The sequence below is a fragment of the Streptomyces sp. NPDC005799 genome, from assembly GCF_040630525.1.
GTDB classification, from domain to species: Bacteria; Actinomycetota; Actinomycetes; order Streptomycetales; family Streptomycetaceae; genus Streptomyces; species Streptomyces griseorubiginosus_B.
Genome location: NZ_JBEXXQ010000006.1, coordinates 1 through 18,562, shown reverse-complemented (window position 1 = coordinate 18,562; position 18,562 = coordinate 1). Strand labels below are relative to the sequence as shown.

Annotated in this window: 15 protein-coding genes; 3 read left to right on the top strand and 12 right to left on the bottom strand. The window is 67.0% G+C overall.

Annotation, left to right across the window (positions count from 1 at the left end; genetic code table 11):
* Positions 1-130 precede the first annotated feature (130 nt).
* From ABZ453_RS07865 to ABZ453_RS07825, 9 genes are all read right to left on the bottom strand, one after another.
* The gene (locus tag ABZ453_RS07865; protein ID WP_359012664.1) at positions 131-1,768 is read right to left on the bottom strand and encodes an ATP-dependent helicase; all 1,638 of its coding nucleotides are present in this window, start codon (positions 1,766-1,768) and stop codon (positions 131-133) included.
* The gene (locus ABZ453_RS07860; protein WP_359012662.1) at positions 1,756-3,759 is read right to left on the bottom strand and encodes an AAA family ATPase; all 2,004 of its coding nucleotides are present in this window, start codon (positions 3,757-3,759) and stop codon (positions 1,756-1,758) included. The genes ABZ453_RS07865 and ABZ453_RS07860 overlap by 13 nt, the downstream gene beginning before the upstream one ends.
* A 452-nt stretch (positions 3,760-4,211) precedes the next feature.
* Positions 4,212-5,651 carry a hypothetical protein gene (locus tag ABZ453_RS07855; RefSeq protein ID WP_359012660.1) on the bottom strand — a complete coding sequence of 480 codons (1,440 nt, stop codon included), beginning with the start codon at positions 5,649-5,651 and terminating at the stop codon, positions 4,212-4,214.
* Positions 5,652-5,659: 8 nt separating this feature from the next.
* Entirely contained in the window at positions 5,660-6,973 is a 1,314-nt protein-coding gene (locus ABZ453_RS07850) for a DUF4365 domain-containing protein (RefSeq protein WP_359012993.1), read from the bottom strand.
* Between the two features lie 254 nt (positions 6,974-7,227).
* Complete coding sequence (locus ABZ453_RS07845; protein ID WP_359012658.1) at positions 7,228-7,539, bottom strand: hypothetical protein; 312 nt, start codon at positions 7,537-7,539, stop codon at positions 7,228-7,230.
* A gap of 125 nt (positions 7,540-7,664) precedes the next feature.
* Positions 7,665-8,540 carry a hypothetical protein gene (locus ABZ453_RS07840; protein ID WP_359012656.1) on the bottom strand — a complete coding sequence of 292 codons (876 nt, stop codon included), beginning with the start codon at positions 8,538-8,540 and terminating at the stop codon, positions 7,665-7,667.
* Positions 8,537-9,253 carry a ParA family protein gene (locus ABZ453_RS07835; protein ID WP_359012654.1) on the bottom strand — a complete coding sequence of 239 codons (717 nt, stop codon included), beginning with the start codon at positions 9,251-9,253 and terminating at the stop codon, positions 8,537-8,539. The genes ABZ453_RS07840 and ABZ453_RS07835 overlap by 4 nt, the downstream gene beginning before the upstream one ends.
* 164 nt (positions 9,254-9,417) lie before the next feature.
* The gene (locus ABZ453_RS07830; RefSeq protein ID WP_359012652.1) at positions 9,418-9,990 is read right to left on the bottom strand and encodes a helix-turn-helix domain containing protein; all 573 of its coding nucleotides are present in this window, start codon (positions 9,988-9,990) and stop codon (positions 9,418-9,420) included.
* The gene (locus ABZ453_RS07825) at positions 9,987-11,462 is read right to left on the bottom strand and encodes a MarR family winged helix-turn-helix transcriptional regulator (protein ID WP_359012650.1); all 1,476 of its coding nucleotides are present in this window, start codon (positions 11,460-11,462) and stop codon (positions 9,987-9,989) included. The genes ABZ453_RS07830 and ABZ453_RS07825 overlap by 4 nt, the downstream gene beginning before the upstream one ends.
* A 753-nt stretch (positions 11,463-12,215) precedes the next feature.
* On the opposite strand from ABZ453_RS07825, the gene ABZ453_RS07820 reads away from it, so the two are divergent.
* Positions 12,216-13,091 carry an alpha/beta hydrolase gene (locus ABZ453_RS07820; protein ID WP_359012648.1) on the top strand — a complete coding sequence of 292 codons (876 nt, stop codon included), beginning with the start codon at positions 12,216-12,218 and terminating at the stop codon, positions 13,089-13,091.
* 501 nt (positions 13,092-13,592) lie between these two features.
* On the opposite strand, the gene ABZ453_RS07815 is transcribed toward ABZ453_RS07820, so the two are convergent.
* The 3 genes from ABZ453_RS07815 to ABZ453_RS07805 all read right to left on the bottom strand — a co-directional run bounded on the left by ABZ453_RS07815 (position 13,593) and on the right by ABZ453_RS07805 (position 17,085).
* Positions 13,593-14,336: a LacI family DNA-binding transcriptional regulator gene (locus ABZ453_RS07815; RefSeq protein ID WP_359012646.1), complete on the bottom strand. Its 744-nt coding sequence runs from the start codon at positions 14,334-14,336 to the stop codon at positions 13,593-13,595.
* 147 nt (positions 14,337-14,483) lie between these two features.
* A complete protein-coding gene (locus ABZ453_RS07810) occupies positions 14,484-15,440 on the bottom strand; it encodes a hypothetical protein (RefSeq protein ID WP_359012644.1) in 957 nt (318 codons plus the stop codon).
* A 190-nt stretch (positions 15,441-15,630) separates the two neighbouring features.
* Positions 15,631-17,085, bottom strand: coding sequence for an amino acid permease (locus tag ABZ453_RS07805; protein WP_359012642.1), 1,455 nt, complete (start codon positions 17,083-17,085; stop codon positions 15,631-15,633).
* Positions 17,086-17,246: 161 nt separating this feature from the next.
* Here ABZ453_RS07805 and ABZ453_RS07800 point away from each other — a divergent pair, with 161 nt between their 5' ends.
* On the top strand, positions 17,247-17,405 hold the full coding sequence (locus ABZ453_RS07800) for a hypothetical protein (RefSeq protein WP_359012640.1): 159 nt from the start codon (positions 17,247-17,249) through the stop codon (positions 17,403-17,405).
* Positions 17,406-17,727: 322 nt separating this feature from the next.
* The coding region (locus ABZ453_RS07795) for an IS110 family transposase (RefSeq protein ID WP_359012638.1) at positions 17,728-18,562 on the top strand (835 nt) is incomplete at its 3' end.

Sequence of the window (18,562 nt, the reverse complement as noted above, 5' to 3'; positions counted from 1 at the left end):
ATTTGCAGTCCCGTCCCGGACTGTGTGATGCCGCCGCGAGAAGGAGAGTGGGCTCGAAGAGCGCAATGTGTGAGTCTTTGCTATACGCCCCGGTGTATGGGGTATACAACGTGTCTCTCTAGGGCTCATCTCAAGGATGGATGGTCCCTGAAGCGAACCAGTCGCGAAGTGTGGACTCTGCCCCTTCCGGGAGATCGTTGACGAATACCACGGCCAGGCCGCGCTGGGCTCGCGAGCAGCACACGTAGAATAGGTTGCGTGAGCGCTCGGTACGGTCGGGTTTGTCGGTGCCTGCGAGCATCTTGCCGATGCTGTACCTGTTCCAGGCGCTGTCGTCGACCACCACCACGACGTTCTCGAATTCGTCGCCCTTGACTCCGTGCTGGGTCGAGAATGGGGTGAGTTCGTCGATGAAGTGAGTGACGCTGATGACTTCCCGGTAGGACACGTTGCGGAGGTTGTTCGAGAAGTCCGCACGTCGCTGGTCGCGCTCATCGAGACCCGTTGCGGTTCTGCGGCGTTCGAGGTCTTTGAGCTTTCCTGGCGTGGCGAGGAGGTGGCCGTCGCCCATCAGGTCGAGCACGTCGCCGATGGTGCCGGTGCTGCGTACGGCGTCGAGTGCTCGGATTGCGTCACTGATGGCGCGTTTGTGTGCGTGACGGGTGATCCGTGTCCGTCCCTCGTCCAGCAGGTCGGTCAGCTCGGCGAAGTCGTTGTTGCGGAAGGCGGTGCTGACGGCTTCGACGCGGGTGAGGTACTGGATGTATGGCTCGTCGCGGGCCATGAGGTCGTCGGGACCGTAGCGGCCTAGCTTTCGGTACTGCTCCAGGAGGTTGGCGTACTCCAGGGTGCCGGCTATCCCTCGGTGGGTGAGCAGCAGGTACTTGCAGTTCTCCCGTGTCCAGCCACTCCGGGCGAGGACTGCTTCGGCGGCGGTGAGCCGCTCAGGGCCAGCCGGGATGCTGCTGTTGAGGAACAGGTGGACCTCGCCGGTCTGCTGCTGGCCGACGGCGTCCTGGGTGAGCTCGGGACGCATCCGGTTGAGCACCTCGACAACGGGAGGCGAGCACCGGTAGTTCTCGTGCTTGGTGATCTCGGTGAGAAGACCAGGCCGTTTGACCGCTCCGACTCCGGACTCGTAGATCTTCTGCATGGAGTCGCCGAAGAGACCGACCACGCATTTCTCGCGGCCTGCCCCCGCCAGGTGGTCCAGCAGCAGCTGGATTGTCTTGGGCGAGGTGTCCTGGTACTCGTCGACAAAGATGACCGGGTACTTGCTGGTGATGATGCGTATGAGCTTCGGGTGAGCGGTGACCAGACGGAGCGACAGCGCGATGACGTCGTCGTGGGAGATGCGCCCCTCGTGCAGCCTGCGCCCGCGGTCGGAATAGTCGATGGCGGGAGGATCGGTGACATCATCAAGGTCTTCGGGTTTGGACAGCTCCTTGTTGTAGTCGAGGATCTGCTGCCAGAGCTCATGCTGGTACTGCTTGATGACGCTCCACAGGAATTCGTGGATGGTGTCGACATCGACGAGCGGATCTGCGGCGATACGTTCGACGATCTTTTTCTTGGCGACGTTGGTGTAGGTGATGCAGGCGATCCGCCGGGCGTGTGCCTCCAGGTCTGCGCGGTGGTGGGTCAGGAGGTGCTGCAGGGCGTGTACCAGGGTGGTCGTCTTGCCGGCGCCGGCCCCTGCTTCGACGAGGAAGCTGTGCTGGGCCTCCAGTTCGGTGGCGACGGCTTCGAGGGTGTCTAGGCGAGCCACTGCAGTCCTTCGGAGATGTAGCGGGGCACGGCCCAGTCCTCCAAGAGCATGACGTCGAAGGCGAAGTCGGTCTTGTGGTCGCTGAGTTGCTGTGCGATGTCGTAGGCCTTGGCTGCGATGTCGTCGGCAGTGGGGTCAGCCCCGACCTCCTTGACGAAGGCCGCCTTCAGAGCGAGCTGGCGGAAGCCACGTACGAGGGGCTCTGCGTTGGCGATGATGAAGGCGTCCTCGAAGCTCCGCGCGCAGGCTCCCGAATCTGTCTCCGGGATCTGGTAGGCGACACGGACATGACCCTGTTCCTTGTCGGCCGGGTCGGTGGCGAGCAGCTCGGCGATGCTGGACTTTGCGGGCAGCCAGTTCTTTAGCGTCGTATTCGAGGTGACCGTCTGCCCCTGGCCGGGTGGGCAGGCCTTGCGGTGCTTGGGGCACACGGAGTCGATGTCGGTGATGACGAGGGTTTTGACGTTCAGGAAGGCGAGAAGTTCCCGGAAGCGGACGGCGTAGGCGTCGCCGACCTCGATGACCGATACGTACTGGTGCAGAAGATCCTTGGCGCACCTCCGGACCATTTCCGGCAGGATCAGCCGTTCCGCGGTGCCCTCGATCAGGATCACCTTGTCGGCGAAGAACATGTCACACCGGTGCAAGACCATGTACTGGCGCAGGAACCGCAGGGTCTCGTCACCCTGCGGTGTGGCCTTCACGTTGGCCTCGAAGGTCGAGAGGTCCTTGACCGTGAGCTGCGGCTCGGAACGGTCGAAGTAGCGCACCGTGTGGAAGCCGCTGCTGGCGACGATGTGGGAGGAGTGCGTGGTGATGACCACCTGCACCTTCCAGCCCGACTTGCGGTCGATGAAGTCCTGGATGTTCTTGATGAACGTCTCCTGCATCTGGGGATGCAGATGGGCTTCGGGCTCCTCGATGAACAGCACCTGCAGCGCTGGCTTGGGTGTGGTGCGCTCGTAGGTCTGGTGAAAGCTGATGACCTGCAAGATCGTAAAGATCAGCTTGCTGTAGCCCAGCCCATTGTGGCCTTCGGGAAGATGGAAGTCGTCGTCCCCGGACGGGTACTGGATGCGGGTACTGCCGCGGAGGATCCCTGAGGCCTCGATGAGAGAGACGATGCGGGGCTTCTGGACCGGGGTGATCGTGCCCACCCCGAAGGTGTGCAGGTCCTCGAAGATCGGGTCGAACAGCGTGGCGTAGTTGTCGTCGAGCTGCTGTGAGGCGGACGCCAGAGCGGTCTCGATCTGCTCGATGCTCTGGTGACGGTCCTCCTGCCCACTGTTGACCTTGTAGTAGGCCTCGAACGTCTTCGACAACGTGCGGGCCTTGTCGCTCGGTGTGTCATCCATCTTGGTCTGCGCGTAGACGAACTTGACCGACAGGATGGATTCGGCGGCGCCGCGCTTGATCTCCTTGCGGACGTTCTCGTCCAGCGGGCTGAGCGCGCGATAGGCCGGGGCGAAGTAGTCAGAGAAGTTCTTGCGCAGCCACTTGATGCGGTCAAACTGCTCCCGTTGGCTGGCCGCCCAGAAGTCCTTGAGGAAGTCGTGCGGGCGGGCCACCTCCAGCGCCGCTTCGATCTTGACCTCGAAGCAGGTGTCGTCCAGGTCGAGGATCACACCCGTGAGCGGCGCGAGGTCGTCGTCCTCCGTGTACTGGATGGTGAGGACCAGTCGGATAGTGGGGACGAGGTCGTAGGCCTTGGCCAGCAGATCCTCGCTCGTCTCGGTGTCGCCCCGGGTAGCGTGCGTCTGTGCCTCGCCGAAAATCTGCCGCGCTTGCTCGATGTCGGCGATACGGCAGGTGGAGAAGTCCTCCAGGACGAACCTCGTGTCTTCCTCACCGAAGAACTTCTCGAAGAGGTTGACGAAAGACGTCTTGCCGCTGTTGTTGCGCCCGACGATGAGGGTGGCCTTGGGATCAACCCGGACGTCCACTCTCTCCAGGGCGCGAAAGTTGATTACTTCGGCGTGGGTCAGCTGCATCTCACTCCCGACATCGTCCCCAACCCAGCTCCCGGGGCGACATATGCCTGCGACTACCGAGAGTCAGAGCAGTATCTGATACGGAAGGGACGGAGATCCTCACTTGGCTCAAAGTGGTCAGTGATGCGAAAAATTACGTCCAGTTCGATCCTGGCAGGTCAATGTCGGTCGTTGATCCCGCCCAAGTGTCTTCACGTGGGTGAAGGCGGCGGGCACGGGACGGCGCTGCCGGTCCGTTGCAGGCGTCCGGGCTCACCGACCACTGCGGGGCAGGCGGTTCCCGTGACAGCTGTCGGGTTGCCCGGAAGTGCTCGTGTGGTTGCAGTACGAGTGTCAGGCGCTGCAGGGCACGACGAACGTGCCTCGGGCTGCGTCCCCACGCTTCCGGGCTGGCGGCCCTGAGGCGCCGTGCCTGTGCGGTTTCCGGGAAACTATCGAGGGCGTCCTGAGCTCTACATGTAGTAGGCGTAGCGGGTGGCGATTCGTGCCTGGGTCGGGACGTGTTTGAGGATGGAACCGACTCGGTAGGCGGTGCGCAGGGTTAGGGGGTCGCGTTCGTCGAGCTGGGCGTTGTTCCAGTTCATCTTGGTCAGGGCGAGGATGTCCGTGCTGGCGGTCAGTAGATCGGTGCCGTGTGTCGCGGGCCGGATCAGCAGCGGCTGGGGGACGTACAGGCCGGGGTAGGTCCGGAAGTACGGCACGGAGCCGCGGGTGTACAGGAGCATGGAGCGGGCGTCCAGTTGGACGCTGGTGCCGCGCAGCGGTGGGAGTTGCCCGGTGCGGTAGAGGTGCGGGGCGCCGCGCCGCTGGATCCACAGCAGGTCGGCATGATCGATGTCGCGCAGGTCGGCGGCTTCGTGGAAGCCGTCGACCTCCCCGGTGGTGAAGTTCGAGGTCTTGTGCACGACGATGCGTGCGGGCTGGTGTCCGTGGGTCGTGCGGTACTCGGCCAGGGCGTCCAGCAGCAGTTGCCGGGCGTCGGGGAGCGTCAGGTGGGGCTGGCGGTCGGTCTTGGAGATCTGCGCGGTGCCGCCGCGGACGACGACGCCGTCGCCGCGTTCGTTGAACACCTGGGCGACGGCGGTGTGCAGCTCCTTTCCGTTCGCACTGCGGTAGAAGCTGACCCCGATGTAGCAGGTGGCCAGGTCGGAGCTGTGGCGCTGCATGCGCCAGGGGGTTCCGCCGGCCTTGTAGTACAGGGCGGTGTGCAGGTTCCAGGCCCTGGTGGCCTCGTCCTGCAGGGGGCGGAGTGTTTGCCCGTTGGTCCTGGCCGGGATCCCGGTCCAGGTCTCCTTGCGCATCAGCTGCAGGGGTGTCGGCAGCGTGAGCGCGGTGGCTTTGAGCAGGTCGTGGAAGTCGCCTCCGGTCTCTCGCTCGTCCTGGTCCTCTTGACGGTCGGCTGTGGTCTCCTCCGACGGTGGTGGTTCTTCGCGGTCCTGGAGTTCTTCCGGGCGGGCGCAGATTACGACGCGGCAGCGTCCGGTCTCGGCCAGGGACCGGGCGGCGTCGGCGTAGAGATCGACTGCGTCCGTGGTGGCGGAGGCTGTGTCGGCGCGGGCCAGGCGGCGCAGTTGGCGTTCGGGGATCTCGCGGACGAGGGCGTCGTCGAAGACGAGTTCGGCGCCGAACGGGGAGTCGGTGCCGAAGCCGGGGAACGGCTGGTGAAGGTTCTCCTGCCCGGGTTTGGTGTCCTTGGCCTCGATGTGGTTCTGGCAGCGCTGGAGCCAGTTTCGGATGCCGTCGACCGCATGGGCGGGGCCGACCAGAGCGATGGGGATCCGGTGTGGTCCGGTAGGGGAGTCGGCGTCGGCGGGGCCGAACACGCTGATGCCGTAGCGGGGGTCGATGTGGCGGTTTCCGGCGCGGAACTCCAGTTCCGGCTCATGCAGCACTGGTGCTTTCACTGTGGCAGCTCCCACAGCCCCTCGGCCAGCCCGTTCACGCTCGGTTTCGGCGCTGGTTCTTGCGGAATCCAGACGCTTTCGTCGATGGCGGCGTCGCAGTCGAGCTTGAGGAGCTGGCCGAATCGGATGCGCTCATCGCGGCTTCTGAACAGGGTGTCGTCGCCTTGCAGGTAGTCGGCCCAGGCGCGTACGAGCTGGTAGACGGCGTTGTTGCGTTCCAGCCGCTTGATTTTCTGGATGTACTCGGCGTCGTACAGGGAGTCGCGTCGGCCGTCGATGGTGAAGTGGTAGGTGGGGTTGATCTCCAGGAACCACTGTTCGCTCCAGCGCCGGAAATACAGGCTGGCAGCGTAGTGACGGCAGAAGCTGATCTTGGTTTGGTCGTCCTTGCCGAAGTACGGGGTGAAGAAGGTGCGTCCGCGGCTGCCGCGGTAGCGGCCTTTGATCTTCCGGCTGGATCGGTCCGGCGGGGCCTGCATGTAGACGACCTTCTTGGTGGGATGCCAGACCAATTCGGGATGGTGGGCGGAGCGCAGGGTGAAGTTCAGCAGGGAAATGAAGCGCCGTTGCAGGTCTGGGTCCTCGGTGGTCGCCCAGTTCTGCGTCGGGATAGAGGTGACCGGCCCGTCGCACAGCACGGCCAGCGGGCCCTCGTCCAGTCGGCATAGCGAGAAGATCCTTCCGGCGGCCAGGACGAAGCCGCTCTCGAACTGGTTGCCGTTCGACCGCATCCGCTCCCAGGCCTCACCGCGGTCACGACACGGGGTGGACGCCTCGTAGATGAGCGGGGCGAAGCCCTCAATCGTGAGGAGGTTTGAGACCAGCTGTTCGCTTCCCTCAAGCCGTGGCAACGGCTCTCCGGTGGGCACGCCCAGGGCCGACAGCCGGCTGAAGGCATCGAGGTCGAAGCGGTCCACGGCCTTGTCGAACTGAACGACGCGCCGTGCCTTGCGTTCAGGGTCGGCGAACCAGGTGTCGACGCGTTTCCACCACGCCTGCTGGAAACGCAGGTCCACGCAGATGAGCACGACCGGACGGCCCAGCCGAAGCCAGTAGGCGATGTGGTCGGCCTTGCACGTGAACTTGAATTCGGTCTCGGTCGCGCCCCGAAACCCGACTTCTGTGCCCTTCACCTGGGCAAGGACGGCGACACCGGTGACTTCCCGATCGGCGTCCACGAACTCGATCTGACCGTCGATGGCGAAGTCACGCTTGGTGTCGTTCCACACATGGCCGGCGTCGGAGACGGCCTTGTCGACGAATGCCTCGCCCCGGAACCCAGCCCGCTGCTGGACGCTGCGCTTCGGCATCCGATCAGTGCTCCGAGAAGGACACCGGAGTGCCCGCCATAGCCCGCCCGGATCTGCGAGGCCGAGGCCGCGCGTTGTTGTCCCACCCCATGGAGTGATCCTCCATCCTTCATGCGTGGTCCACGTCAACTCAGGATAGGAGTGACCACCGACAACGACCGGGCCACGCATGCGGGAGGAGACTCGGAGGCTGGGCACTGGGACATTGCGACGGCTTGGCCCAAAGTGCAGGGCACCGCGGGCCGGCCGAGTGATTACTGTTCTTCGGCCTTGGGTGAGGTGAAGTCGGGAGGGTAGCCCTTGGCGCGAAGGAATGCGTCGAGCGCTATGGCGACGATATCGCCGTGCTGGACACCGTGGTCCGCGTGGTACCGGCGGATGCGCCGCTGCAGTTGGAGAGCGTCAGGGACGGCGTAGTTGATCTGCCCACGACTGGTATGGCGGCCATTGATGACCTCCAGTGTGTCCGGATGAGGCGCCAACGGGTCGTCGGTCAGGTCGGATTGCGCGTCGAGAGCGTCAGCCAGGGCACGTAGCTGACGGGCATGGCGCGAGAGATCGGGCATGGGCTGCTCCAGTCCGGCCCACTAGTCGACTAGCTAGCCGCCTAGTCGACTAGTGGAATAGTCGGGGGACGGGTGTCCGCGAACGAGCTGAGCGTTCGCGGACACCCCGTGTGCCTTACGGCGTGTCAGAAGCCGCGGGCGGTGAGCCACTCGTCCAGCGCGACGGAGACGATGTCGCCGATGGGCAGGTGGTCGAGTTCGTTGTCCAGAGCGAAGCGCTTGATCCGCTTCTTGAGCTTCAGCGCGGCGGGGACCGACGAGTCGAGGCTCTCGCGCGTGATGATGCGCTGGTTGAGGATCACGGCCGTCTCGGGAATGTCCTTGGGGCGCCCGGGACCGTGCGCCCACGGCGTTCCCTCGCTGGGTGCTGCCTCCGGTTGCACGTACTGCTCCTGGTGAGCCCCTGGGCCCTCGGTCCTCACCGGGAACGCGGTACCGCCCCCGACCGGAGAAGCTGCCGGACGAACCGCCACCTCGGCGGCCGGGGCCACATCAGGAGCCGCGGACATGATGGGGGAGAGGCCGTGTCCCGCAGCGGGTTCGGCCGACGGCGCGGGCCGCACCGCAGGAGCTGCAGGTTCGGCAGCCGGGGGCTCATGCTGCAGTTGTCGCTCTGCCCGTTCCCCAGCCGATTCCACCCCCACCGCGGGGGCGTCGAAGGCGGGGCGCACCGGGTGACTGGTGACCGACTCCTGCACCGGGCCGCTCGGTACCGCCTCAACGGTTGGCTGGGTGGACGTCTGCGCCGCTTCGGGTACCACCTTGGTCAGGCCCTGCTCGGAGGCCTCGACGGGGACGGTGGAAGGAGCGGGCTCACCCTTCGGCGGTTCGGCGGTGGGACGGCCCGGGCCCCGGGGCGTGGCTTGTTCGGCGGCGTACTGCTCGGGGGTGAGCTCGGCGGCCGGGGGAGGGGGCGGCGAGGCCGCCTTCTTGGCCACGCCGCCGAGGGTGCGACCGGCGCGGCGGGCGGGGGGCTTCAGCTTCTCGTTCTTTTCGGTCATGCCGCGGTCAGCTCCTTCATGAGCTCGGCGTACTCGCTCAGTTCGGTTGGGATCTCGCCGAAGGCCTCCATGTAGTGCACCCAGGAGTGGATGGTGGTCTCGGCGAGCGGGAATGCCTCGTCGCGGTCGGGGCCGATGCCTTCGCCCTCGGCGGGGTCGAGCAGTTGGTCCTTTGCCCGGCTGGGCAGGCTGGTGCGGTCGTCGGCCTTGACCATGACGACGTGGGCGGTGACGCCGTGTTCGTTGCGGTTGGCGGCGCGTTCGGCCTCGTCGAAGGTGGCTACGAGCTTGCGGCGCTCGATCTTGGTGGGGGCGACCGGGACGAGCAGCAGGTTCGCCTCGGTGACGGCCTCGTGGAAGATGCGAGCGCTGCCGCCGCCGGCGTCGACCACGATCGCGCCGAACTCGGCGCGCTTGACCCGGATGTACTCGGCGATGTCGTCGAACGGGTACCGCTCGACAACCAGGTTGGCCGGGATCTCGAAGCCGGCGGCCTGGGCGACCTTGAACCAGTCGTAGGCGGACTGGCTGGTCGCGTCGGCGTCCAGCAGCAGGGTCGGGAGGCCGAGGACGACGGCGTAGTAGAGGGCGATGAACCAGGCCGAGGTGGTCTTGCCGGTGCCGCCCTTGAGCATGCCGACGACAATCACGAACGCGTCCCAGACGTGTTCCGTGGCCGCGGCCAGGGTCTTGTGACGGGTGTTCTCGTTCACGTGTGCTTGATCTCCTGAAATGGGAAGGGGTGTTGTTTGGCGCGCGCATCGGCGAGCGGCCGACGACGGGGGCGCCCGTGCTGCCCTGTGGCAGCCGGAATGGCACACGACCGCCTTCTCGATCTGCCAGGCGGGGTGGGCAACTCCCGAGAGGAGGTGGGGTCTCATGGCCGCTCCCTCGTCTCGCGGGACGGCCCATGGTGGTGCTGGGGCCGCATGCGGGTGCCCGCTTGGTGCAGGAGCCGGTACACGGTGGCGACGGAGTAGCTGTGCTCCCTGGCGAGTTCCGGCACTGTTGCTCCGGCCTCGTACCGGGCCCGCAGGGACAGCGCGACCTTGTACCGTTCGGCGGCCCGCGCTGCCGCGCGAACCCGCAGGGTCTGCTGGGTGGTGCGCACGGTGCCGCCGGCCTCGATCAGCAGGCGCCGGGCACCGCGCCGCGTCTCTCCCGCCGCCGTGGCGAGTTCGGTGAGGGTCGCGCCTCGCTGCTCGTAGAGGGCGCGCAGGTGGGCCGCGAGTCGCCTGCGGGCTTGTGGGTTCTGGCGCATCCGGCGGGTCTGCCAGGAGGTGCGCATGACGGTTCCGGCGTCGTGCAGTCGGTTGAGGACGGTGCCATAGGAAAGGCCGCTGGCGGTGACGAGTTCGTCGACCGTGGCGCCGGACTCGTACTGCTGGCGCAGGGCTTGGGGCGTTACCGCCTTGCTGGTGTCGGAGGTGGCGGGGGGTTCTGGGTTCATGCGACGGACTCCCATTCGCTGAGGGCTTCGGCATGGGCGGCGGCCAGCTCGTCGTAACTGCGCTGGTCGGATGGGGTGATGAGGATCAGGCGGCCGTCGGTGGCGACCCGCCAGCCGTCAGCCGGACGGCCCGTGGTCGGATCGAGGACGTGCCCGTCCGGGGCGCGCCACGTCGGCGGGATCTCGTCGGGGCGCGGCGCTGGGACCAGAACCTGACGACCGTCGCGGACGATCACCACGGCCCTGCTGCGGTGCTCCGCAAGCCGGTCCAGAGCCGCCTGGTAGGCCGCGCGCTCGGCCGTGTGCAGAGCTTTGCGCTGGGCCCCAACGCCGCTGGTGCCGTGTTGCTCGGCGACCCTGTCCCAGCCCTGCGCTGGCGCTGCGGTGTGGCCGGTCTCGGCGTCTGAGAGGCGGATACCGAAGCCCTCCAGAGCGCGTGGCGCGAGGGCCCAGGTCCCCCCGGTGCGCTGGACGAGGCCGTGGTCGGCGAGGCGTTTCAGGGTCCGGTAGGTAGTGGCGCGGGAGACCGAGGCGGTTCCGACGAGCTCGCCGGCCGTCTGGTCCTGGCGTACGTGCAGAGCGCTGATGATCACGAGGGCAGCGCTGCCGAGGGCGTTGTGGGCGAAGGCGTCGTGGTCCATCAGACGTGCGAGGACGGTGGAGTCGATATCGGCCGTGCTGGCCGTCTCAGGGGTGGTCCACTCCTCAAGTGCCGGGTCGGGGGGGTACTGAGTGGTCCGGAAACGAGACGGCGGTGTGTTGACGTACCAGGTCGAGCCCTCCCGGCCATGACCCACCCGCAGACGCCGCAACCACCCTCCCGGCTTCAGGACGGTCTCGTAGACGGCCCGCAGAGTCGTGCGGGAGATGCCCGCCTCTTCGGCGGTCTGGCGCTCGCTGGCGTGGTGCAAGGGGCCGCCCGCGATCTCGGCGAAGTTCAGGTGCGCGCGCAGCACCCGCAGCGCGGTCCGTCCCCGCTCCCCGCGCCAGGGCGTGGTCTCGATGCGGTCCCGCAGCGCGGCGAGCAGCTCGTACGCCTCGTGCCGGGATCCCAGCGCGAAGGTGGTGCCGACTGCGGTCGAGGCGCTGGTCCAGACCCGGCGGATGTAGTCCAGGGCGCCGGTCTGCCCGGAGCGCAGCGCGATGCCGCGGGTGTGCCGTCCGCCTTCGTGCTCGGGGTGCAGCAGGAGCTGCGTGAGCTGGTCGACGGTGCCGCCGGCGCGGGCGACGTGGCAGGCGATGGCCGCGGTGATCCGGTGACCGTGCTCGGCAGCGCCCTGGCGGTCCCCGCGCAGGATCAGGCTTCGCCCGTCGGAGGCGAGTCGGCTGTAACTGCCGGTGGCGTAGCGGCCGGTGAGGTCTCCGAGCAGAATGAGATCGGTCGCGGCCGACGGTAGTTGGGCGCGGCCGACAATGCCGCGGAATTCGGTGGAGTTTCGTAGAGAGAGGGCGTGATGAGTGCTGTCTGTCACGGTGGGGTCGTCTCGCAAAGACGTGGACGCCACCCAGGCCCGCTAAAACCACGGGCGGCATCCGGAACCGACCTCCATCGGTGCCAGCGAGATCCCCAGGATGGCCGTCCTGGAGGCCCTCGTACGACCGGCCCCGAGCGGAGGCAGGCGTCCCCATCGCAGCTCGACCGAGATCGAAACAGAGCACCACCAGAGTCGTCCACCCGTGATCCACGCCGGCCAACTCAGGTCCCTCAAAGGCCAGTTTCAGGGGCTGATGCCTCTGACTGCCTCCGAGCGACCCGGGTCGAACCGGGGTCGAATCAGAGCGGTTTCCTCTGACTGCCTCCGATCGCCTCTGCAACCCGTCCTAGCAGGTCACAGCCTCATCGCCTCGCATAAGCGCTGGTCAGAAAGATGCGCTAGCTGTACCACTGGTTCCTGGCGAAAGCGGTGATGTGCGGCATGGCAGTTCCCGTCCCTGTCGGCGGGGCGCCCTCGCCCCGCGTGCCGTGGTTGGAATCAGGGTCGTGAGGGTTGCATCGGCTCGGCAAGACGGCTTCTGCCAGGCGGAAGGACATCTGCAAAGAGGCTGGTCAGAGCCTCGTTCTGTCACCCCCCAGTCGCCAGAGTCGAGTGCCGCGTGGTGCGGCCATTCGGTTCGCGCTCGGGGGAGCCGGAGGCGGCGACGGCGGGGTACGACGACTCACAACGTGGCGTTAATCACCCAACAATGTCTATTTAGTTTCAATTGTGGTACTCCTCTGCCGGCGGATGCTCGGTACACCGGCCAGAATCAGCATCACTGCAGGTCAACTATTGGTCGTTTGGGAGTCTGGGGCCCTCGGGTCGAATCCGGGTCGAATCCGCACCGGGCTGCACGGTCGCGTGTGGGATCCTGTGGCGACCCACCTGCGCGGCTGGAGTTGCCGGGCTGTCGATCTCCGGGGGCATGGGTATTCGCTCCTGCCTGCGGGCGCCGACCTGGCGTGGGAGGGCTTCGGCAGGGACGCGGGCCGCGCCGCCGACCACGCCGGACCAGGCATGGTGGGAGTCGGCCACTCGCTGGGCGCGGTCGCCCTGCTGATGGCGTCGGCCGAGGATCCGGAGCGTTTCTCGCTGCTCGTCCTTCACGAGCCGGCGATGCGCCCCCAGCCGGGTCCGGTGCCGGCGGAACTCCTCGCCTACCAGCGTGCGATGGTGACCATGACCCGAGCACGTCGCGCGATCTTCCCCTCCCGCGCCGAGGCGATGGCGGCTTATGCCGGCAAACCCCCCTTCGCGGCCGTGCAGGCGGCATCGTTGAGCGCCTACGTGGAGCACGGCTTCAGGGACACCGACGATGGGCAGGTCACGCTCAGGTGCACTCCCGAGACCGAGGCGGAGACGTTCGCCCGGACGCACGACCACGACCTGCTGAGCAGGCTCGACGCCGTCACCTGTCCGGTTTTCGTCGTCCGAGGTGATGAGACGGCACCAGAGCTGCAGCAGAGCAGTGACGACCTCGCGCGGATCTTCGGACGGGAGGCACTGGTGCTCGACGGAACCGACCATTTCGGGCCCTTGGGGCAACCTGCCCGGTTCGCCCGCATCGTGCAGGAAGCCGCGACGTCCGCCGGCGTGGTGACGACCGTCGCATCGCTCACATGACGAGTGCCGAGACGTCGCCCGGATTCGACGTTACTGACTCCGGCTCTTTGGGGTGATGGATCTGCACGAGTGGCCACACTGATCGGCCGGAAAGTTCCATGTGTCCCGGCGTCTTGGGCGCCACCCGGCTGAGAGGCCACCGTGCGCCGCATCCTCCAGCGCATCGACGGCGACGCCCTCGACGCTGCCGTCGGCACCTGGCTTGCCCACCGTGACCGCACCACCGCCCATCACACGCATAGCGACCGGCCCCGGCCCGCGCTGGCACAGGCCGTGCAGATCGTGCGCCGCCGCCGGATCACCACCACCGGCAAAGCGACCCTCGAACGCATCTACGCAGTCACCGACCTGATGGCCGAACAGGCCGCCCCGGCCGAGATAGCCCGGCGGATCCGGGAGAACTGGGGGATCGACAACATTCGGGACACCACCTACGCCGAGGACGCCTCCCACGTGCGCACCGGCATCGCGCCACGGGCCATGGCCGCCCTGCGCAACTGGCTATCGGCGCCCTCCGACTCGCCGGCCACACCAACATCGCCGCCGGGCTTCGCCACCACGCCCACGACGTTCTCCGCCCCCTACCACCCTCCACTTCACATGATCAAACCGGACACAATGTCTGAATGGCGCCGCCCCGGGCCGCCCGGAGGGCAGCTCCAAGAGCTCGTGTGCCTTTTCCTGGATCGCCAATGCCTTGTGGGACCTGGCCAGTTCCACGGCCAGACGCTGGTTCTCGGCCTGCACCTTCTCGTTCTCGTTCTCGGCGGCCGACTTGCCCGGCCGCCGTGGCGCCCGGTCGGCCCGCGCCGGGCAGGACGCGCCGACGCCGCGTACGTGCTCCACGGCGTCGTGCGGGCGGCAGAGCGGGCCGCACTGCCACTTGCCTATCAGGGCCTCCGGCCGTCTGTGGGAGGGCGGTGCCCCGGAGGCGTACACCATGCCGTCGATGAACCGGCTGCGGATCATGCCGAGATAGCGGTCCTCGCGGTCGGCGTCGAACCCGGTGTTGCACAGGATCAGTCCGTAGCCCAGGTCGGGGGCGGTGTCCTCGGCACCCTTGGCGAGCTCGGCGAAGAACGTGTTGCTGATATCGGGGGTGAGCAGGCCGATGACGGAAGTGGGGCCGGCCTGCAGGTTGCGGGCCGGCGAGGCCGGGACGTAGCCGAGCCGGTTGACCACGCTGCGGACACGGGCCGCGGCGTCTTCGTTGACCCACCTGCAGCGCCTGTTCGTCCACGACACAGGGGGGACAGGACCGCGATCTCATCCCCGTCGGTGACAACAACGATGGGGCAGTCGTCCACGGCCGGCGTCGCTTGTCGCCATGGGGCACCAGGAATGGGGCGAGTATCAGGAGGAACCTGCAGCGTCAAAGATCTCCGGATGGTGTCACCGGCCGGCTTCGGCACGACCCTGCGCCCGTTGGAACGCGGTCAGCGGGTCTCCTTCGAACCGCCAGGGCCAGGTGGTGACCGCACCGCCGATGGCCCGGAAGACGGGAAGGGCCTCGCGGTGACGATCGGCGGACATCAGCGCGTAGGCGAGCGTATTGAGGTCGGCAAGCGCAGCTGCATGGCTGAGGAACGAGGGCTGTGTCCAGTGCTGCGAGGCACGGTCGAGCGCCGCTGTGACATATACATCGGTCCAGTAGGCGCGTGCCATGAGCCCCTCCACTCCACCCCGGGTCCGGATCGATTGATAGTGCAGCACTTGGGAGGTGAGTTCCGTCGCCGCGCAGGGCGCATTGACGGGCATGCGTGACCGGAGGGAGTCGACGAACTCCAGTACCTGCAGTCGCGAACCGGCCTCGTCCGGAGTCAGGTAGCGCATCATGCTCAGGTAGGCATCGCGGTTCCAGCGGTCGCGGAGCAGTAGCTCGTTCCAGACGTAGAAGGTTTCAGCTGCGCGGTGGCGCTCCAGGCGCGCTATCTCCAGCAGGACGATCCACGGGGTGGGGTCCAGCGGGGCGAGATCCGCAGCGCGCAGGCAGTTCGTGCTAGCTCGCGAGGCACCTTCCGCATTCCCCGTTGCACGCGCCCGGAAGACCTCGGACCAGGCGTGCAGGGCAAGGGCAGTGGCGCTGTCCGGCTCCCGCTCAGCCCACCTCGAGGGCACCGGCGTTTCCGCCAGGAAATGCGCCAGGACTGCGAGACGGAACGTGTGGCGGTCCCAGTCCTGGGAGGGGTGCTTCAGGAAGTCGGCGATCTGCACCACGCGCAGATCCGTGCTCGCGATCGCGCCCGATCGCGTCGTGGTGCGCAGCGACTTGAGAAGCTTCCCAAGGTGCACGTCGTCAAGCTCCAGGACGATGCGGGAGGCCTTGCGGCGAGTCGACAGGAATGACATGCAGGGCAACCTAGGAGAGTTGGGACGCGGGCGGGCCTGCTCGCTGATCGTCACGTGATGCGCAGGGAGCAAAGCGTCCCGGGCGCGGTTCTGCATCAGCGGTCCGGGCCATATGGGGCAGCGGCGGTGCGGGGGGAGCGCACCACCGCCGCCGGTCGAGGGCAGGCTGTCGCCCTACAGAGCCCGGTCCCTAGGACGGGGTGACGTCATGCGTACTGTTCCGCCCCAGCCGTTGGCGGACGAGTGCGACGGCTACGACGCCGATGGCCACCAGGGTGGACAGGACCACCTGGTCGCGTCCGCCGCCATCGGCGGTGTCGGTCAGCATGTAGCCCAGGACGAAGGTGATCAGCGCGATGGTGGCCCAGGTCAGGTAGGGGTAGAGCCACATGCGGACGACGAGCTTCTCCGGCGTCTCCCGCTCGATGATCCTGCGCATCCGCAGCTGCGAGAAGCAGATCACCAGCCACACGAACAGGGCGATCGCACCGGAGGAGTTGAGCAGGAACTGGAAGACCGTGTCCGGCCACAGGTAGTTGAAGGCGACCGCGACAAAGCCGAAAACCACCGAGGCCAGGATGGCCGCCTGCGGCACACCGCGCTGCGTGGTGCGGCCGAAGGAGGCGGGAGCGTCACTGCGCCGGGCCAGCGAGAACGCCATGCGCGAGGCCGTGTACAGGCCCGAGTTGAGACAGGACAGCACGGACGTCAGCACGATGGCGTTCATGATCTGGCTCGCGTGCGGGATGCCGATGGAGCTCAGGGCGGCGACGTAGGAGCCGTCCTTGAGGATGGCCGGGTCGTCCCAGCGCAGCAGCGACACCACGATCAGGATCGAGCCCAGGTAGAACACCGCGATCCGCCAGATCACGCTGTTGGTGGCCTTGGTGACGGCGCCCTGCGGGTCGGCGGTCTCGCCGGCCGCGAGCGTGACGATCTCGCTGCCCATGAAGGAGAAGACCACCATCAGCACGCCGGTGAGGATCGCTCCCGGCCCGTGCGGCAGGAAGCCGCCGTGGCCGGTCAGGTTGGAGAAGCCGGACGCGGGGTGGTCCGAGCCGGGCAGCAGACCGAAGATCGCGAGACCGCCCACCACGATGAACGCGGCGATGGCGACCACCTTGATGCCCGCGAACCAGAACTCGAACTCGCCGTAGGAGCTGACCGAGGCCAGGTTGGAAGCGGTCAGCACGACCATGACGATCAGCGCCCAGCCCCACTGCGGGACCGCCGGTATCCAGCCGGCCAGGATCTTCGCGCCGGCGGTCGCCTCGACCGCGAGCACCACGACCCAGAAGAACCAGTACAGCCAGCCGATGGTGAACCCGGCCCAGCGGCCCAGCGCCCGGTCGGCGTAGGCGGAGAACGAGCCCGAGGTGGGGTTGGCCGCGGCCATCTCGCCCAGCATCCGCATCACGAGGACGACGAGGATGCCGACGAGGGCGTAGGAGATGAGGATGCCGGGGCCGGCGGCGGCGATGCCGGAGCCGGAGCCGACGAACAGGCCGGCGCCGATGACACCGCCGATGGCGATCATCGACAGATGGCGGTTCTTCAGGCCGGCCTGGAGGCCGGATTCTGCCGAGGTGCTCTCGGACGTGGTGGTGAGCGGGTCTGCCGTGGAGGCAGGGGGACGTGTGGTCATCTCGACATCCAGGGAGGGAGTTCGGACGAGGGCATGCGTCGGTGGGGCGTGGACGGAGGTGACCGCACAGGTTCCACCGGCGGGCCGGGTGCCGAGACCGGAAATTAGTTCACCACGATCTAAAAAAACAAGAACCCGCTCGCCTTGTTTAAGTGTTCAGCATGCTCTATTTTCTGCGCATCGTGGCCCTGGTCGCCGTCGAACACGGCGGCACCTACTTCGCCCAGCGTGACCCCGAACGCGCCACCCGCCACGCGATCAACACGCTCAACCAACTCGGCTACACCGTCACCCTCAACCCGCTGGAAGGCGCGGCCTGACCGACCCGAGCCAGGACACCCGGCGACCACCACGTCCACCGGGCACCCACCCCTGCCCACACCAACACTGACCTGCTGGTATTTACGCGTCAGTAATCCAGGCCGCTGCGCTGGCCGCCGTGGTGGCGGGAAAATAGGGCCGGTGTCCGTCCGGGACGCCGACGAATCTGTGATGCCTTGTGAGCTCGCGTGTCAGTATGGCGTCGGGGGCTGCTGACAGGGACTGTTGATTGTTGCGGCAGCACGCGGACCAGACTCTTTTAGCCCTGTGGCTCCTCCGGACGGCGCTTGTGCACAACTGCCGTTCCAGGAGGTGGGGTTTATGGACGTACTGCATGAGCGATGCGCCGCACTCGACATCGGCAAGAAAGATCTCAAGGCGTGCGTCCGCACCCCGAATCCGAGCCGGCGGCGCTCGAGGCGGCAGGAGATCCGTACCTTCGCGACCATGACCAACGCGCTGCTTCAGCTGCGGGACTGGCTGCTCGCCGAGAAGGTCACCCTGGTGGTGATGGAAGCCACGGGCGACTACTGGCGGCCGGCGTTCTACCTGCTGGAGGACTGTCTGAACGTGATCCTGGTCAACGCCGCGCACGCCAAGGGGCTGCCCGGCCGCAAGACCGACGTCGCCGATGCGGCCTGGCTGTGCCAGCTGGGTGAATGCGGGCTGTTGAAGGCCTCGTTCGTGCCGCCGGAGCCAGTCCGGCACCTGCGCGACCTCACCCGCTACCGCACCAGCCTCACCGGAGAGCGGACCCGCGAAGTCCAGCGGCTGGAGAAGGAGTTGGAGGACGCGGGCATCAAGCTCTCCAGCGTGGCCACCGACATCATGGGGGTTTCTGGACGGGCCATGCTCGCCGCCCTGATCGAGGGTGAACGCGACGTCCACCAACTGGCGGGGATGGCCAAGGCCCGCATGCGGCCGAAGATCCCCGCACTGGTCGAGGCGCTGACCGGGAACTTCGGCGAACACCACGCGTTCCTCTGCCGACTGCACCTGGAACGCATCGACCACCTCACCGAGGCCATCGGGGAGCTGTCCGCGCGGATCGAGGAGGAGATGCTCCCTTTCTCCCGCCAGCTTGAGCTGCTGCAGACCATCCCCGGCGTCGGCCAGGGCGTCGCCGAAGCCCTCATCGCGGAGACCGGCGGCGACA

Coding starts and splice junctions, on each gene's coding strand:
- ABZ453_RS07850 (WP_359012993.1), bottom strand. CDS start 6,973: ATGCCGAAGCGCAGCGTCCAGCAGCGGGCTGGGTTCCGGGGCGAGGCA.
- ABZ453_RS07810 (WP_359012644.1), bottom strand. CDS start 15,440: ATGTCATTCCTGTCGACTCGCCGCAAGGCCTCCCGCATCGTCCTGGAG.
- ABZ453_RS07800 (WP_359012640.1), top strand. CDS start 17,247: ATGCTCTATTTTCTGCGCATCGTGGCCCTGGTCGCCGTCGAACACGGC.
- ABZ453_RS07845 (WP_359012658.1), bottom strand. CDS start 7,539: ATGCCCGATCTCTCGCGCCATGCCCGTCAGCTACGTGCCCTGGCTGAC.
- ABZ453_RS07840 (WP_359012656.1), bottom strand. CDS start 8,540: ATGACCGAAAAGAACGAGAAGCTGAAGCCCCCCGCCCGCCGCGCCGGT.
- ABZ453_RS07860 (WP_359012662.1), bottom strand. CDS start 3,759: ATGCAGCTGACCCACGCCGAAGTAATCAACTTTCGCGCCCTGGAGAGA.
- ABZ453_RS07830 (WP_359012652.1), bottom strand. CDS start 9,990: ATGAACCCAGAACCCCCCGCCACCTCCGACACCAGCAAGGCGGTAACG.
- ABZ453_RS07805 (WP_359012642.1), bottom strand. CDS start 17,085: ATGACCACACGTCCCCCTGCCTCCACGGCAGACCCGCTCACCACCACG.
- ABZ453_RS07820 (WP_359012648.1), top strand. CDS start 12,216: ATGCTCGGTACACCGGCCAGAATCAGCATCACTGCAGGTCAACTATTG.